Consider the following 16,611-nt stretch of genomic DNA (forward strand, 5'->3'; position numbering starts at 1 on the left):
TTTTATTTTGGTGCATTTAATTAGCTATTTGAAAAGTTTTTCAAGGAGCTAAAAAATAAACCAGCGCCACCCGCCATCAATACAATAAGTACAATAATATCAAAAGCACTCATGGGCATGAGGGTCATTCGAATATTGACGATAATCCCTACAATGAGTGCAATGATACTTAGGCCGCTGAGTAACCAACCAAAGGGATTTTTACTGTTCCAAAAGATCATAATGATGCCGATAATAAACGGTATGAAGATCATCCCGCCGGTAATACCGAATCCGCCGGCAGCATAGAGTCGTGTACCGAAACCAAAACCGGCGGCTAAAGCGCCAGTCGTCACGATTACCTTCGATAGAAATATGTAACCGCCTACACACATCATGATTAATCCAGCCAAATAGCGACCAACCCCTCCGCTAGTGCCGCCAGCGCCTTCCGGTGTATGCATTTGATTGCTCCTTGTTTAACATCTACTGTCTTTTATCAACGCGCAGCTTAGCGAAATAGTCCCTTAAATACAATTCAGGACTAATTCGATTAGATTGCGAACGAGGAAACTTATTGCAGTGTCAATTAAAAAAGGGAGCGTTCGGCTCCCTTCACTTCAAAAACTGCTGTTTCTGAAAATCAATACGATTGAAATCGAAGTATTTATTTGCGGATCCCCTCAACATGTAAGTCGAGGTAGACCTCTGTTGACGCTGGTCCTAAGCGCTCTTGCATACCAAAATCTTTAAGTCTGATTTTCGTTTCCCCAGCGAATCCCGCTCGATACCCGCCCCAGGGATCTTTACCTTCGCCGATTTTTTCAGCATCAATGGTGATAGATTTGGTCACGCCATGTAAGGTCAATTCGCCAACAACCTCAATTTTACCGTTGCCTTTATCGGTGATTTTAGTGCTGTTGAAATTAGCTTTTGGAAACTTGTCGACGTTTAAAAAATCACTGCCACGTAAATGTTTATCGCGTTCTGCGTGATTGGAGTCGATACTTGTCACGTCAATATCGACCTTAATAGAAGCGGCATTGGGATTTTCGGCATCATAATTGAAAGTTCCCGAGAAAGTATTGAATCGACCGGTAAGCCAAGAGTAGCCAAGGTGTTTAATTTTAAAATTAATCGACGCGTGTGCGCCGCGATCATCGATTCGATATTCCGCTGCCGCAGCACTAAAGCTTGCGAGCAACATAATCAAAAATACTGAACCTATTATTTTCATTTTAATCTCCAATAATTAATAGATGAATCAAATCATTCGCTTTAAGGTTTCGTCTTTGTCATAGAAATGATGCTTTAGCGCGGCAATTCCATGAATGCTTGCTAAACCGATCAATACGTAAGCTAGCCACTCATGGATTAAACCGGCCGTATCTTCTTGGTTATCGATTAATGAGCCTAGAGAGGGGATTTCAAACCAACCCATTACATCGATTGAACGATTATCGGCGGTAGAGATTAAATAACCGCTAATAATCATCAAGAAAATCAGCAGGTAAAAAAGACCATGCGCTAATCTCGCACTTTGAATTTCCCAAAGTTGGTGATTTTTCGGCGGCACAGGCGTTGTATTACTGATTCGCCATAGCATCCTCAGAACCATCAGGAGGCCAAGTAAAATTCCAACGCTCTTGTGATAATAGGGAGCTTTAGTATACCAGGCATCATAATAATCTAAGTCTACCATCCACAAGCCGACCGCAAACAACGCGATTACGGTGATAGCGGTAAGCCAATGAAGGAATTTGGCGACTAATCCGTACTTTTTGGGTGAATTCTTTAGCATAGTATTCCAAGTCATATTCGGTTGAAGAAGGCTAGTATCGCGTCTACTAACGGTCATTCAGCTTAGTCATTAATTGTTTTTAACACAGACAAGGAGTGGTGCACAAATGAGACAAACTGAGTAGGATGAAAAAGTTAGCTGAGGAAGTGTAACATTGTGCCAAGTAAGTACTCTTAGATTCAGTTTTAATCGTGATCTTATCCCTAGAGAGAGATTGCAGCCAATTTAGAGGTAATCAATTAACCCATGAAACGATTTTATTTCCTAGTGATTGCGGCTTTTGTCGCTATTCATATGCAGATATCCGCAAATACTTTAGAAGAAAAAGATACGGGCGTGCCGATTAATCAGCCGGTACCCGCGCTGAGTGCTATCGGTATCGATGGAAGTGCTCAAAACCTCGCGCAACTATCAGGTCAAAAAGGAACTATTCTAATTTTTCATCGTTCGGCAGATTGGTGCCCCTATTGCAAGCGGCATTTGATCGAGTTTAATAAATGGAATAATAAGTTCGCTGAACTCGGCTACAATTTAGTCGCAATATCTTATGATTCTGTGGAAGTGTTAAAGCGCTTTACGGAGAAGGAAGGCATTCAGTATGCATTGATTGCCGATCAGAATCAGCAAACTATGAAGAGTTTTGAGGTTCTCAATACTGATTATGAGCCCGGTCATCGACATTACGGTATCCCATTTCCGGGTGTTATGGTGGTTAATAAGAGCGGTATCTTAACTTACAAGTATTTCTATCAAGGGTATAAACATCGCGTGGTGATCAGCGATTTGTATGAAAAGCTGAAAAACCAATAAAAACCACAAGATCGACAGATTTTTTGCATCACTAAGTGCCAGCTCAATGCTGCGCTGGCACACTCCCACCTTCATTAACTTTTGGATTAACCTTCGGCAGAAAGCTGAGACGGTCCGAAGCATGCCAGATCACCAGGTGTCGGACTAATATAAGACGGTTTTTGGTTAGAATGATTTTTACTTAAAAACGGAAGTTTGCGGCTCACAGCTGATTGGGCTAGCAGTTAACTCAAAACAAGGATTGCAGCTAGCGCCGTAATTGGTATCCTGATAGATGCAATATCTCAAAGAAATATCGCTTTATCTGGAAACGCTTCAATGGACCCTAAACTCACAAGGGGATATTTGCCAGTTGTATTGGTTTTGTTGTTAGGTGTCGGTTTCACCGTGACGCTAACTTGGAGCTTGCTTGATAGAGAATCTCGCTTTCAATTAAACCAATTCGAAAAAGACGCAACGCTTTATGCTGACGCCGTGGAAAAAGCGTTAGAACGGCGCAGTAATGTTGTATCTGATTTAGCGAATTACTTTTATCTTAATGAAAATTTGAGCCGCAAAGCGTTTTCTCAGATTGCCCAAACCTATTTAGCACGGGATCTGAGTATTCAAGCGTTAGAATGGATTCCTCTGGTGCGCAAGGCGGATCGCAGCGCGTTTGAATTACAAGCAAAAAAAGACTACCCGAACTTCCAATTTACCGATAAAGATCCTCAGGGAAATATTATTCGTGCTGGCGAGCGCGATGTATATTTTCCGGTTTACTATGTTGAGCCCTACTTAGGTAATGAGTCCGCTTTGGGTTATTCATCGATTGGCTCATCGATTCGCAATGAAATGATAAACCGCGCAATAAAAACAGCTTCACCGGTTGCAAGCAGTAGAGTTGATTTACTTCAAGTGCCGGAATTTCAGTCGGGCTTATTCGTTTTCACGCCAGTATTTCATAACAAACTAACTCAATCATTAACACAACTAGACCTTGGTAACTTAAAAGGATTCACGCTAGGCGTATTTAAATTGAGTAGTATTACCAGTCGAGCGCTAGAGCAACAAAAACATCTTCCCCTAAATTTGTTGCTATTTAATTCCTCGCATGCAAGCGCTGATAGTTTTTTGTACGGCCATGATAGTAAAGGCCGGCATCAATTTGAATTCGAATCGAATATGCTAGAAACGCGCTCGTTGATTTATCAGCATGACTTCAATTTAATGGGTCGACACTGGCAGGTCATCATCAAACCGGAAGCGGGAAAGTATTCTGCTTTATCGCTCAATCTTATGTTTGTTTTTATGTTTGGCTTGGGGATTTCGATATATGTCGCTTGGTTAGTATCTCGAGTGAGAAAAAAGCAAATTGCAGAAGCTGAATTACTTTCTCAGGAAATGACCACTGCCCAACTTATTCTCAATAATAAAGATACTACACTCATGCGACAGAATAATGCTCTGACTCATTTAACCCAAAGTATCAACCAGTTCAGTGAGAGTTTAAGTGAGTCTTTAGAGGATATAACCGAGACTGCGTCAGTAACCTTAAATGCGGGTTCAGTCAGTGCTTGGTTCTTTAATGATGATAAGAAAATCATCCAGTGCTTTGATTATTATGATCTTACCAACAAAGAACATCTAAGCGGCTTCGAAATGCATGCAGAAAATTATCCGTTATTTTTCAATGCGATCTTAAATGGTGAAGTTATTGTTGCCGATGATGTCTTAAAAGATTCTCGTACCAGAGAGCTTGAAGATGACTACATAACACGCTTTGATACGAAATCTTTATTAAGTGTGCCGCTGAGGTATCAAGGAAAAATTGTCGGTGTAGTCAGTGTCTCACAAAATAAAACCAATCGAGCCTGGTCAATAGAAGAAATTCATTTTACTAACTCTATTGCTAGCTTTATTGCACTAGCCGTGGAATCAGTGAGACGTCACCAAGCCGAATTACAATTAAAGCAATCGAGTGATCGATTAGCACTAATTAATGCGATTGCAAATGGTATCCGAAGCTGCTTCTCGCCCCAATCTGTCATTCGCTATGCACTAAAGTTATTGTTTGATGAGTTTCCTGACTATCGTGTCTCTTACGCAAAGGTATCAAAACTAGGTGTAGTTACCGTTATCGAGTGTTTATCGCCGAGTTTTATGAAAAATGTTAAAGGCGCTAAAATCGACTTAAAAGTGGTTCCTGATTTTTTGATTCGTTTACTCAAGCAAGAACCTGTTATTTTGAGTGACTTGTTGGGTGATGCACGATTAGATAACTTAAAGGACACAATAATCCAGAGCAATACGAGAGCATTGTTAAGCTATTCACTCTCGCGCTTTCACGATCAAGTCGACTTTTTAATGTTGGAAAGTCATGCTAGCCATCATTGGGGAGAGCATGAGATTTTAACCATTAAAGAAGTCACTGAATATTTAGAGTTGGCACTTCGAGATGCTCGAGGTCAGGAAGCCAGAAAGCGTGCAGAAAAAGCGCTTGATAGTCAAAAAGCTAAGCTCGAATACTTAGTGGAAGAGCGAACTGCAGAATTAAGACACAAATCTGATTTGGAAGAAGTGGTCGCCAATCTCTCTACCAAGTTTATAAATTTACCAGTCGATGAGTACGATGAGGTCATTTATAACGCACTACAGTCTATCGGTAGCTTATGTCGGGCCGAACGAGCTAATTTAAATGAAGTGAAGTCGGATGAGCTTACAGTGATTAAGAGTCATGAGTGGCTGGCTCCCGGTATCAGTTCTTCTGTAGCAAAAAATTCCGAATTTAAACTTAATCGATTACCGTGGATCTATCGGCGTTTAAAAAAACGCAATATCGTCTACTTTGATTCTCCTGAGATGATGCCAAAGAGCGCAGAAAAAGATCAGAGTAGCTTAACCGCGATGGGGGCAAAATCATTCATTTCTATTCCGATTGTCTATGGCCTTAAGCTCTGTACGATTTTTAATTTGAGCACTCAGAATTATGAAGCAAAATGGACACCAGATGAAATTACGCTGTTGCAGCTGGTGGGTAATATGCTGACTAATGTTATTCAACGCCGACGTTACGAGGAACAATTAAAACGCTCAGAAAATTTACTCAGAAAATCCAATAAAAAATTACGCGACTTGGCGACGATCGATGGTTTGACCGGGATTGCTAATCGTCGCTTTTTCGATACCCGGCTTGAATCAGAGTTTAATCGTGCTAAACGAGAGCAGAGTCGAATTTCTTTAATTTTATTTGATATCGACTATTTTAAACAGTTCAACGACGAATTCGGACATGTTGCAGGAGATCTCTGTTTAACGCGAGTTGCTACAACAATCAAAGAGCATTGCCAAAGAGCAACTGAATTAGCCGCGAGATATGGCGGCGAAGAATTTGCAGTGATTGTATCTAACGCCAATGAGGAACAAGTCGTTGCATTAGCAAGTCGTATTCGTCAATCGATACAGTCTTTGGCAATTGATGCAGCGCGTGCAGCAGACTCTAGCTTCCTGACTTTAAGTTGTGGAATTGCAAGTTTTACACCGAGCTTAGAGCAAGTTCCGCAAGATTTGATAAAAGCAGCAGATAAAGGACTATATTCGGCTAAATCGAGCGGTCGGAACTGCGTAAAAGTAGCCGGAGAGGATTCTATTGTCGAGTTTCGGCGTAAAAACTCCTAGTTGCTTTCTGACCATAGCCGATTAGCTTCATAGGCTTGCTGCAGTGAAGCGGTCGGTTTTTGGATAAAGAATCCTTCAAATAACTTAATCCCGAGAGTTTTGCAGATATCCAGCGTTGACTCCTCTTCAATTTGAGCGGCAATGATGGAAATTCCTCGGTTTTTACAATAGCCGATGAACGATTTTAAATCGACTTGAGTGTGCGCTGATTTCATTGCTTCGTTAATTAGACTGGCATTCAGTTTGATATAACCTGGCTTGAGTGCCTCAATGATGTCAAATGACTGGTGGTAATCATAGTTTTCTAATGCGATATCGCAATTAATATGATGGATAGCTTCGGCAAATCGCGTCGATTGTTCGAGGTGATTCTCTATACTGGATTGATCAAGCATAAAAATTAATCGTCTTTCTCCCAAAATTCTCGACTCTTGGATCAGCCCATTAACAATCGTCGGCAGTAAATTGTAGCTTAACGTTTCGGTAGATACTTTAAGGAACATTTTTGCACTCATGAGTCCTGTTTTATCAGATTGCATGGCCTGCGTTGTTGCTGAATATATCCATCGATCCATCTCAACAATCGCATCTAGGTTTCGGGCAGTTTCAAAAAACTTTATCGGTGAAATTTGGCGTCCCATATCGTCTTTTAGTCTAACCAAAACTTCAAACGCCTGAAAATCTGAATTTTCACTGGTGGCGATGGTTTGAAAATTGAGAATATAGGCTTTATCTCTAATAGCCGACTCTAACTTTTCACTGAGAACCATCTGCGCAGATTCATCGATGGTTTTATTATGGGCGTTGAGCACCGCGACGACTTTATTTCCACCGGCGTTTTTTGCCTGATTCACAGCTGCTTCGGCATAGGCTATTGAATCGATACTATTTGCTATGGGCGTATTTAGCGAAAACATACCAATACTAGCAGACGTCTTGAGCGATTCTTCACCTTGGGTATAAGCAATGTGATCGAGCTCATTGATAAGTTGGTTGGCTAAATCCCAACTATGGTCAAACTCACCTTTGATAAGCAAGAGCAAGGCGCCATCGGTTACGCTGGTAACACTATCTTGAGGGCTTAATTGTGGCAGTATTACTTTAAAAAGCTTCGAGTTAATCTCATCTAGGTTCCGGAGCCCAACGTGTTGTTTGACGTTGTTTATATTGTCGAGAACCAGATAATATAAATGGTATTGCTCTAACTCACTGGAGCGACCATTGATGACGCGATCAAGGTTTTCAATAAACTGTTGACGTTTCTTGATTGGGGACTGTTTGCTTGATGGTTTTTGGCGAGTTTGTTTGTGCTTAACCACGGCATATTGTCTCGCTGCAGTCAGACTGGCGTCAAGCAATTCACTTCTTTCCACAGGCTTAGTCAAAAACTGACTATTCTCTACGGCTTCTGCTTGCTGGCGGGTTTCTTCAGAGTTGTCTCCAGTAATAAAGATTATTGGTAGCTCGGTAAAGTGGTTATCTTGGCGAAGGACATCAGCCAACTCTAATCCGTTACACATGGGCATTTTCATATCTAATAACAACACATCAGGTTGAAACTGATTAATCTCTTTCATTGCATTAAGCGGATTATTCACTTTACGAACTTTAAAATTTGCTGATTGCAATTGATCGGCATGAAGCTCCAGAGAAATTTCGTCATCATCAATAATGAGTGCTCGATGACGCGTTTGATCATCGGGCGTTAGCTCCTCAATTTTTTCTACCAATGGCTTAATTTCTACTGGTTTTCCGAAAAAGGCGTTTCCGCCCGCTCTAAGACAACGTAATCTTGCGACCATATCGCTGCGCGCAGAAATAAAAATAACGGGGATTTTAAGACCCATTTGAGATCGTAAATGCTTGAGCGCATCGACACCGGCAAGTGCACCTTCCTCGGGGAACACAATATCGAGAATCACTAGAGAGGGTGTTTCTTGATTCAACGAATCGTAGAGGCTTTGTAGATTCTCAAACAGGTTAACTTGATAGCCACATGCTTCTAATTCACCTGCAAGTAAATCGCGGATGACTTGGTCATCATCAACGATGTAGAGGAGTTTTTCTTGCTTGTCTAGGTTGCTCACTTCGATAGAGGAATTGTCGATTACCTTCTCTGGTTTATGATTGGCTAAATCATTTGAAGTGGCTTTGAGGGCTAAAATACACTGTTCGATTAAATCATTATCTTGAAAGTTCGGTGCACCGGAATCATCATCGATTTGCGCAAGATTATAGTCGAGCGATTTCAGATCGTATGCAATTTTATGCAAGTGCAGTGCGAGCGCTCCACCGAGTAATTTGTGTGTTAAAAGTTTCAGAGAGCTAAGAACTTGTTGATTCCACTGGACGTGTCGTAAGTGTCCCCACATTTCTTCTAGCTTGGCGATATTTTTGGACAAATTTGCTAGGTACTTCTTGAGCACTTCTTCCCTTTTTTTAGCGTTGCCACTTTCCGTCATGTAACGGGACTCCGTCTCACAAAGATTTTTTTTGAGTATAGGACAAAAGCATCACAAACGCTTTGTCAGTTTTTATATACGTGTGACTTAAAATTGCTTGTTTGTGAGTGCAAATTCTTAAAGTTGAGATGTAAGAATTTAGGTTTAAGAGTTAAGATTCAAGAGTTGATAGGTTTCCTGGAGCAGCAACCCGCTATCACAACTAAATTTGTGAGACAGCAGATCATCAGCTCTTGTTGCGCCTTGATTGATTGCGACAATGGGTATCTCAAGTTTTTCTGCGATTTTACAAAAACGAAATCCAGAATAAACCGTTAACGATGAGCCCACGACTAACATTAGACTAGCCGAAGCGAGTGATGAAGAAGCATCCTCGACTATTGGTTTTGGAACGGTACCGCCAAAAAAAACGACGTCGGGCTTCAGGATTCCGCCGCAAGCAGTACAAAGTGGAGCTTTAACCTGGCTGATTATCTCATCGGATAGATGTGCATCACCGTCAGGTGCTGGCTGTTGATTCACTTCAGGGAGGAATGGGTTTTCAGCGATGAGTCTCTCTTGAATACTTTGACGAGTTTCATATTTACCGCAGTTAAGGCAAAACGCCTGGTCTAATCGACCATGCAAATCGACAACTTGTTGGTGACCTGCTTTTTGATGTAATCCATCAACATTTTGTGTGACTAAATAATGGATAAGGTTGTGTTTTTCCATTTGAGCGAGAATCTGATGAGAAGTATTTGGTTCTGCATCAGCTATGGTCGGCCATCCAACGGCACTCCGCGCCCAATATCGTTGTCTTTTATTCGCATCTGCGACAAACTCTTGGTGTTGAATTGGTGTCGCGCTTTTCCACTGGCCGCCATGGTCACGGTAAGTGGGTATGCCCGAAGCCGCGCTAATTCCCGCACCGGTAATCACCCAGACATTGCGCTGGGATGACAAAATTTCTGCGAGTTCTGCGGCATGCATAGTGACGGTTAATTGGTTAATTTAAGATAATCTGTTTCTCTTTATACTAGATCGAGCGTTTTACAGATCAAAAGTCGTACGATGACCCAAAAGTTAGCGAAACTTTGCAGGATTAAAGACCATGTAAACGTCTGCTCTCTGGTAATGCGAGTCATCTTTTTTGGCTTGATGCTCAAATCCCAAGGTTTCGTACAAGTGCAAGGCCGGTTTGAGGCGACTATTAGACTCTAAAAACAATGTCTTGCCAGCAACCGCAAGGAACTGCTCTATCGCTCTGATGGCTATTTTTCGGCCGACCTTTAGCCCTTGGTATTTTTCAGTAACTGACATTTTGGTGAGTTCGTACACTCCTTCAGCAGATTTTATGAGAGCGCCAGTGCCGATAATTTCATCGTTATAGCGCGCGAAAAAAATGTACCCGCCAGGATCAAGGATATACTCTTCTGGGTTTGATAAAACTTGATTGTCAATCTCTTCGACATAGAAGTATTTTTCTAACCATTCAACGTTCAGGGTTTTGAAAGCATCGCGATATTGTGACTCAAAAGGAATAATTTCTACTTTCTCTGATTCTCGCATAGCCTTTCTAGCCTCTACTCTCGATAATAGTGAATGCTCACTTTGTTGAATTTCAAATTGTTTCAAACCTTGCATTAAGTCAAAACCTGAATCGTGAATCATGGCTTTAACACTTTGTTCAATATCTTGCCACAGGGGCACCATGCGCTGAAATAGTGCCAGCCCCTCTTCAGTGAGACCAACGAGCCTTCGCCGCGTGTCATTTGGATCTTGCTTGTTTTGAATATAACCCGCTTTTATCAATTTTTGACTCATCTGACTCACAGAGGAATGCGCTTGTCCCAACTGTTCGGCGAGCTGGGTAATACCAGAGTTTCCGTTCGCGTTAAGTAAAAACAAAATAGGAAAACACCGGGAAGATATGGTTATACCTGAGTGTTGATAGAGTTTGTCGACATCCTCGAATAATTGGTCGCTCATTCTTTTTAATCGAGAGCCAAGGGTTAGTTCGCCAAGATCAGATAAATGTTTCATTAGTCGTTAAAGAGACTCGAGACTTTGATAATATGTCGGATTATATGTCGGTGCCGACGCATATTCAAGTTTCACATAAATTTCAATATCCAGTGTATTGGGTTAGTGATAGAGTTAGGGACGAGTGATTGTGGTTAAAAAGCGTTCTCATCATCAATGTAACTCACTAAAATCAAGATGCATTAGTTGTTCATAGCGCGTAATATGGACGCTTGCTGAACGAATGATCCGAGTTTTTGAATAGAGAGAAGTCATGCCGATGGAGTTGACCCCCTTTCACATCGCTATTCCTGTGCGCGATATAGATGAGTCTAGAGACTTTTATGGCGCTAAAATGGGGTTATCCGAGGGCAGAAGTAGTTCAGACTGGATTGATTTTAATATGTTTGGACACCAATTTGTGACTCATCTCAACCCAGCTATTGGAAAGCAAGGTAAGATAGCGCAGATTACCAATCCGGTTGATGGTCACGGTGTACCAATACCGCACTGTGGCGTGGTGCTTCCGTTTGACACTTGGCGCGAGTTTGCTGATAGAGTCAGTGGGTTTATTGAAGAATTCATCATTGAACCTTACATTCGTTTCGAAGGGCAAGCAGGTGAACAAGGAACGATGTTTTTTGCAGATCCGTCAGGTAACGCGTTAGAATTTAAAGGCTTTAGGGATATAAAGAAGGATTTATTTGCTAAGTAGTTGAATTTGATAAAATTTGACTGCTGGCGAGGTTATAAGAAATGAAAATATTATTAACGATAATTTTACTGCTCGGGATGGGCTGTGCCAACGCGACCAGTGATGTCAATGCATCCAAGACCCCTTTAAAATTAATTGAAGCTCAATTAACGGTCGAAGGAATGAAGCTTGGAATCAAGAGTGGTGTGTCTAAAACCTGTTTTGATTCCGGCGAAGCTATCGATATTTGTTTGAACGAATTAGATAAAATTGATCAACTTGACCTAAAAAGTTTGCTGACTAAAGTCTATCGAGAGGTCTACACCGAAGCTCAGATGCAGGAACTTTACGCGTTTTATTCATCTGAAAGTGGAAGAAAGTATTCTCAAGGCCTTTTATGCATTTTGGCAAGCCAACTGGATTACCCTTCGCCCTACCAAATGCCGTCTTTTTCGGCAGCCGATGAAACTTCAATTCGCGACTTTCAAGCTTCATTGATTTCTCAGATAGAACAAGAACGCCAATCTGCTATCGAAGTAGCCATCAACAAATACCTCATGCCAGTCCTCGGCAATAACAGCTAAATAGACAGTTAATCGTCTTAAAATTGGTGGTCTAGCCTCAAGGCCACCGCAAGCCCCAGCTTGGTCAATGTACGACATTAAAACGGTTAACTGTAGCCTTTTGCGCGAGTTTAGGGGCGTAAATTCTCTCAATAAAACCGACAAATAACCCTCTAATTTCACCCACAACATCTATACTTAGAGCGAATATTCAAATATTTTTCGATCAAGGAAAATGATGCAGTGAGTGAAATTAACATAAGTCAGCAAGTTATACGTCGATTGAATCAAATTAATCAGGCGAGAGCGCAAGGGTTTGACTATCAACTGATAGAGTTGCTTAAACTTGGCTTGCAACGATTCAATTTGGACATTGGTATTCTCTCTCGGATTGAAGACAAGCTTTATACGGTCGTCAACTGTGTGACGCCAGAAGGGGTTGAAATGAAGCCGGGCGATACCTTTGATTTTGACATTACCTATTGCGAAATTACCTGTGGAGCCGACAAGCCGGTGGCACTGGAGCATGTTGGGAATGATGATAAATATGGCACTCATCCCGCCTATAGTTCGTTTGGCTTGGAGTCATATATAGGAATACCAATAAGAGTTGAAGGTGAACTTTACGGTACTCTCAACTTTTCAAGCGCAATGCCCTATCCGAGAAAGTTTTCTGATTTTGATATCGATGCGTTAGTTCTGATGGCGTCCTGGCTTGAGGGAGAACTACTTCGCCAGCGTTTAGAGAAGAAGCTAGACCAGCTAACTAAGGAGCTGGCTCATAGCAACTAATTGGAGATCGCTCAATTCATTATTCGCCAAGGCAAAAAAAGCGAAACCGAGAGGTTTCGCTTTTTTATTGGGACTACAATTCCTCACTGCTGAATAGGAAGTTTTTTGTGTACTATTTTTCAGTGTCTGTTAATTGCCTGTTGATTACTGGGCGTGTGCAGTTGCTCTGAAAATACTGTTCATCAACATCACGTTTAATCCGTCAAGATAAGCCCTTACCGTTGGCTCCTGAGTATAGGCAATCACCATTCCTTTACCTTTTGGTTGGTGAATTAAATAGGGCTTGTAAGCTAACTGCCGCTTATTTTCTTGCCATAAATAACCACTGGCCAAAACCTCTTTGGGGCCTTTAAACCATGCCAGGTTTTTACCTGATTTGAGTTGAATTGGCGTATAGATATCGTTGCCATAAACTAGGCCAACCACATCTTTGTTGATACCTGCGGTTAGCCAGTGTTCTTGGTCGACCTCGATATTAGCCAGCACACCAGCGACAAAATCCGGTTTTTCTTGGGCATTTTCACTGGCAGCTACAAGATCTGACTTTTCAGTGTAAAGGGTTCCTTCTACAGTTGATTTTTTATTATCCTGCTTGCTCTTTTTTGACGGCTTGTCTTTGAATGCATTTTCTCGTTTAACGTCCAATAAACCAATCTCTTTGTCGGCTGCAAACCGAGTAGCCCCCGAAAAGGTGATCAATACTCCCCCTTTTTTTACCCAAGCTTCAAGGTTTTTAGCGCCGGATTTTCCAAGGGTTTGCTGATAGAAACCGTTAGGTAAAATGACCACTTGATAATCGCTTAAATCCGCTCTTGCGAGCTGCCTAGTACGAATCGCGGTGACTGGATAGTTGAATTGACGCTCTATCACAAACCGCGTATTGCCCGCACTCAGTGAGCTAGTCGGTGTATCCCACGCAATCGCAATCTTGGGTGCTTTCATAGTGACAGTATTGCCACTCCCAAAGCTGGGCCCCTCAGTCACCCAACTGGTATCGACGCCATCGACGATCGCACCGGTCTCTTTAGCGATTGTCGCGACTGTTTGAGCGAGGTTTTTTGAATTGGTGCGTGACTCGATAATTAAACTTCCCGCAGGATAAGACTTCTGATTATCGATCTTAAACGCCTTGTCGGCACTTTTGATGGTCAAACCTTGTTGTAACGCTGATGTTAAGAAACGACCCGCCGCCATATCGCCCCAAGGAACAATAAAGGCAACCGAAGCGTCTGGGTTATTGACTGTGCCGATAAGTTGATCGTCTGCTTTAACTGGTGTACCGGAAACTTTAACTGACTTGCCACAAGTATCGGTTTCGATATTAAACATCAAAGGTAGCGACCATCCGGTAACGTCATAAATTTCATCGTTTAGTTTTCTTGCTCGGCGACGTTCTTGCTCTTTGATAAAATCGGCATCCATGTTGACCTGTTGTGTGAAGGTCGTCTTTAAGAACCGTCCCCGCGGCTGAGCCGTATCGAGCACATAAGCGCCAGCTTGATAGGATTTTCCACACGCTTTAAATGCTTTATCAGCACGAGTTACTTCAACCCCATGCTGGGCCATGAGAGTCGCTAATCTGAAGGTGCCGGCTTTGTCTGTTTTGTTTGGCAAGATATACACTCTTTCTTTCTTGTCTTTCTCACCGGCTTCAATAGCATTGACTTGATACTGATAAAAATCAGTTAATAATTTCTTTCGATTATCCGAGGCGCCTTCTGCAGTCGAGACTGAGGCAACAAATTGCTGATGAACTGAGTCACGATAAGTATAAAGCTGACCGGTTTTCTTTTTAAATACTTCGCCGCGAGCGGAACCGACTTCATAGGTTGAAGCGGAGGCACCATAAAAGGTTGGCCAACTATCACCATAGCCTGGATAAAATGCGTCGAAAATTTCTCGGGTAAAATAATCAAAGCCGAATCGATCAAAATGTTTAGCATGATTGCGACCAATAATGTTCATGTTCTCTATCTGAGTTTTGGTCATAAACGGATTGAACGGTTCCGCAGCTGGCGCAAAGTAATAGCTTTGGTCGCCACCCATTTCATGAACATCGACAACGACCAGGGGTTTATACTTATTCAGAGAATCGATACGTCCTTTGGTTTCGGGTTGAGTAACGGCTAACCAATCTCGATTCATATCGAACAAATAATGGTTTGTTCTGCCTCGTGGCCATGGCTCGTTGTGCTCGGCTGATATTCTGTCATAACTGGGATGCAGGCCTACTTGTGCATAATAGCGGCTAGTGAAGCGATCTCTTCCGTCAGGGTTTTGCAGGGGATCGATGAAAACAATTGTGTTATCGAGGATTTTTTGATTAACGGTCTCGGTTGGCGCTGCGAGCAAATGATACGCCAATTTCATTGCTGAGTCTGTGCCACTGATTTCGTTTCCGTGAACACTATATTCTAGCCAAACTGAAGCAGGTAGTGATTCAATGATTTTATTAGCTTGTTTGCGATTGGTTACTCGGGGGTCCGCGAGTTTTTGCATATCAATTGCGAATTGCTCAAGTTTTGCAAGGGTATCTGGTTTTGCAATTGCCGCATAGATAAGCTTGCGACCCTCCCAAGAACGCGCATATTCGAATATTTTTATCCGATCAGGTGCGGCTTGCTCGAGTGCCTCAAAATAACGCAACATTCCATTATAGTTACTAATTCTCTCACCGGTTTCATACCCTAAAACCGATTTAACGGTCGGTATTGATGGGTCGTATTTTGTGCCTGGCCAGAATTCCTGGGTACTATTACTAGCATTGACGAGCGAAGAGAAAAGAAAGGCAAATATTAGCCCAAAGGTGGAAAATGGTCGTTTCGAGAGATAACGCGCACTCATTGAATTCCCCTGATTAGTTGTTAATTTTTCAAGATTCCCAATAATACCGAAAATCAAGTTTGATCCCAGCGGCAATTAGAAAAAAACGTTACCAAATGCTATTTGGCTAATAAAAACATTAGCGGTTGGTCGAAACGGCTTTTCCAAGCATTTTCATCATGGGCATGGCCGGGAAAAAATTTCGTCGTCCAAAGCGGTCGCTGATAGCCTGCTTTTTTGAGGATCTCATCGACTTTTTGTTGGAGCGGTGGATAATAAGCGTCTAAGGTTTGATCGCCGTAGTCAAAATAGAGTTTGTGGACCTGGGGTGAGGGTAAATTTGATGTCACGTAATCGAGTATCGCATCTGTGAGTAAGTAATCCGAAGTCGGATTTCTTCCTGGCCAGTGAGTTGAAAGGCAAGCAGCTCCACCGAATATGTGCGGGTATTCTAGTAGGGCATAAAGTGAAATGAGACCCCCCATGCTCGATCCGGCAATAAAGGTGTTAGCGCGATCAGTCGCGACAGAATAGTTTTTATCGACATAGGGCTTTAACTCAGTGACTAGAAACTTTAGATAATTATCTGACGTGAGGCTATTGATATCGATTCCTAACTTGGTGAAAGCTGGTTTTGATTGAAAGTCTTTGAGCGTTTTTTGCGGAAAGTATTCCTGCCATCGGATTTCACTAATATTTTCGATTGCAACAATAATAAATTTTTTCATATTCTGAGAACGATTGAGCACTGCAGCCGCTTCGTCGGCGCCCCAATCTTGTTTATTCCATGTTACGGCAGAGTCGAAGAGCATCTGTCCATCATGCATATAAAGTACCGAATAAGTTTCACTAGTTGAGTAACCTTCTGGCAACCAAATGTGGACCGGTCTAGAAGGGACAAACGCTGATTTGAAATGATTAATCGTTACCAAACTTCCCGAAGAAACCTCCATAGAGAGTGATACCTTAGTGAGGCTCAATAAAAAACTGATACAAACAAATTTGAATAGGTTACTCATTTTGATA

Annotated in this window: 13 protein-coding genes; 5 read left to right on the forward strand and 8 right to left on the reverse strand. The window is 42.0% G+C overall.

All coding sequences use genetic code 11. The annotated features are described in order from the left end of the window. Positions 1-20 precede the first annotated feature (20 nt). The 3 genes from FLL45_RS17775 to FLL45_RS17785 all read right to left on the reverse strand — a co-directional run bounded on the left by FLL45_RS17775 (position 21) and on the right by FLL45_RS17785 (position 1,780). Positions 21-443: a hypothetical protein gene (locus FLL45_RS17775; protein WP_142943398.1), complete on the reverse strand. Its 423-nt coding sequence runs from the start codon at positions 441-443 to the stop codon at positions 21-23. 203 nt (positions 444-646) lie between these two features. Next, positions 647-1,216 (reverse strand): YceI family protein, encoded by a 570-nt coding sequence (locus tag FLL45_RS17780; RefSeq protein WP_142943399.1) that lies wholly within the window; start codon positions 1,214-1,216, stop codon positions 647-649. A gap of 27 nt (positions 1,217-1,243) precedes the next feature. Beyond that, positions 1,244-1,780, reverse strand: a complete 537-nt coding sequence (locus tag FLL45_RS17785; protein WP_142943400.1) for a cytochrome b — start codon at positions 1,778-1,780, stop codon at positions 1,244-1,246. Between the two features lie 246 nt (positions 1,781-2,026). On the opposite strand from FLL45_RS17785, the gene FLL45_RS17790 reads away from it, so the two are divergent. Continuing rightward, on the forward strand, positions 2,027-2,590 hold the full coding sequence (locus tag FLL45_RS17790; protein ID WP_142943401.1) for a peroxiredoxin family protein: 564 nt from the start codon (positions 2,027-2,029) through the stop codon (positions 2,588-2,590). Positions 2,591-2,908: 318 nt separating this feature from the next. Continuing rightward, positions 2,909-6,247: a diguanylate cyclase gene (locus FLL45_RS17795; RefSeq protein WP_142943403.1), complete on the forward strand. Its 3,339-nt coding sequence runs from the start codon at positions 2,909-2,911 to the stop codon at positions 6,245-6,247. Here FLL45_RS17795 and FLL45_RS17800 read toward each other — a convergent pair. The 3 genes from FLL45_RS17800 to FLL45_RS17810 form a co-directional block, all read right to left on the reverse strand. Next, the gene (locus tag FLL45_RS17800) at positions 6,244-8,709 is read right to left on the reverse strand and encodes a response regulator (RefSeq protein WP_142943404.1); all 2,466 of its coding nucleotides are present in this window, start codon (positions 8,707-8,709) and stop codon (positions 6,244-6,246) included. The two genes, FLL45_RS17795 and FLL45_RS17800, sit on opposite strands and share 4 nt — an antisense overlap. 144 nt (positions 8,710-8,853) lie before the next feature. After that, positions 8,854-9,681: an NAD-dependent protein deacetylase gene (locus tag FLL45_RS17805; RefSeq protein ID WP_142943405.1), complete on the reverse strand. Its 828-nt coding sequence runs from the start codon at positions 9,679-9,681 to the stop codon at positions 8,854-8,856. Positions 9,682-9,774: 93 nt separating this feature from the next. Next, entirely contained in the window at positions 9,775-10,734 is a 960-nt protein-coding gene (locus FLL45_RS17810; RefSeq protein ID WP_142943406.1) for a bifunctional helix-turn-helix transcriptional regulator/GNAT family N-acetyltransferase, read from the reverse strand. Between the two features lie 259 nt (positions 10,735-10,993). On the opposite strand from FLL45_RS17810, the gene FLL45_RS17815 reads away from it, so the two are divergent. The 3 genes from FLL45_RS17815 (at position 10,994) to FLL45_RS17825 (ending at position 12,762) form a co-directional block, all read left to right on the forward strand. Then, positions 10,994-11,428: a VOC family protein gene (locus FLL45_RS17815; protein ID WP_142943407.1), complete on the forward strand. Its 435-nt coding sequence runs from the start codon at positions 10,994-10,996 to the stop codon at positions 11,426-11,428. A 41-nt stretch (positions 11,429-11,469) separates the two neighbouring features. Beyond that, positions 11,470-11,991: a DUF2059 domain-containing protein gene (locus tag FLL45_RS17820; RefSeq protein WP_142943408.1), complete on the forward strand. Its 522-nt coding sequence runs from the start codon at positions 11,470-11,472 to the stop codon at positions 11,989-11,991. Positions 11,992-12,213: 222 nt separating this feature from the next. Next, complete coding sequence (locus FLL45_RS17825) at positions 12,214-12,762, forward strand: GAF domain-containing protein (protein WP_142943409.1); 549 nt, start codon at positions 12,214-12,216, stop codon at positions 12,760-12,762. A 144-nt stretch (positions 12,763-12,906) separates the two neighbouring features. On the opposite strand, the gene FLL45_RS17830 is transcribed toward FLL45_RS17825, so the two are convergent. Next, complete coding sequence (locus FLL45_RS17830) at positions 12,907-15,606, reverse strand: M14 family metallopeptidase (RefSeq protein ID WP_142943410.1); 2,700 nt, start codon at positions 15,604-15,606, stop codon at positions 12,907-12,909. A gap of 98 nt (positions 15,607-15,704) precedes the next feature. Beyond that, positions 15,705-16,604, reverse strand: a complete 900-nt coding sequence (locus FLL45_RS17835) for an alpha/beta hydrolase (protein ID WP_142943411.1) — start codon at positions 16,602-16,604, stop codon at positions 15,705-15,707. Positions 16,605-16,611 lie beyond the last annotated feature (7 nt).

The organism is Aliikangiella marina (genome assembly GCF_007004765.1).
Classification (GTDB): domain Bacteria; phylum Pseudomonadota; class Gammaproteobacteria; order Enterobacterales; family Kangiellaceae; genus Aliikangiella; species Aliikangiella marina.

Bases quoted from the DNA above. Each gene is read 5' to 3' on its own strand.
- FLL45_RS17775 (WP_142943398.1), bottom strand. From the start codon at position 443: ATGCATACACCGGAAGGCGCTGGCGGCACTAGCGGAGGGGTTGGTCGC.
- FLL45_RS17780 (WP_142943399.1), bottom strand. From the start codon at position 1,216: ATGAAAATAATAGGTTCAGTATTTTTGATTATGTTGCTCGCAAGCTTT.
- FLL45_RS17785 (WP_142943400.1), bottom strand. From the start codon at position 1,780: ATGCTAAAGAATTCACCCAAAAAGTACGGATTAGTCGCCAAATTCCTT.
- FLL45_RS17790 (WP_142943401.1), top strand. From the start codon at position 2,027: ATGAAACGATTTTATTTCCTAGTGATTGCGGCTTTTGTCGCTATTCAT.
- FLL45_RS17795 (WP_142943403.1), top strand. From the start codon at position 2,909: ATGGACCCTAAACTCACAAGGGGATATTTGCCAGTTGTATTGGTTTTG.
- FLL45_RS17800 (WP_142943404.1), bottom strand. From the start codon at position 8,709: ATGACGGAAAGTGGCAACGCTAAAAAAAGGGAAGAAGTGCTCAAGAAG.
- FLL45_RS17805 (WP_142943405.1), bottom strand. From the start codon at position 9,681: ATGCATGCCGCAGAACTCGCAGAAATTTTGTCATCCCAGCGCAATGTC.
- FLL45_RS17810 (WP_142943406.1), bottom strand. From the start codon at position 10,734: ATGAAACATTTATCTGATCTTGGCGAACTAACCCTTGGCTCTCGATTA.
- FLL45_RS17815 (WP_142943407.1), top strand. From the start codon at position 10,994: ATGGAGTTGACCCCCTTTCACATCGCTATTCCTGTGCGCGATATAGAT.
- FLL45_RS17820 (WP_142943408.1), top strand. From the start codon at position 11,470: ATGAAAATATTATTAACGATAATTTTACTGCTCGGGATGGGCTGTGCC.
- FLL45_RS17830 (WP_142943410.1), bottom strand. From the start codon at position 15,606: ATGAGTGCGCGTTATCTCTCGAAACGACCATTTTCCACCTTTGGGCTA.
- FLL45_RS17835 (WP_142943411.1), bottom strand. From the start codon at position 16,604: ATGAGTAACCTATTCAAATTTGTTTGTATCAGTTTTTTATTGAGCCTC.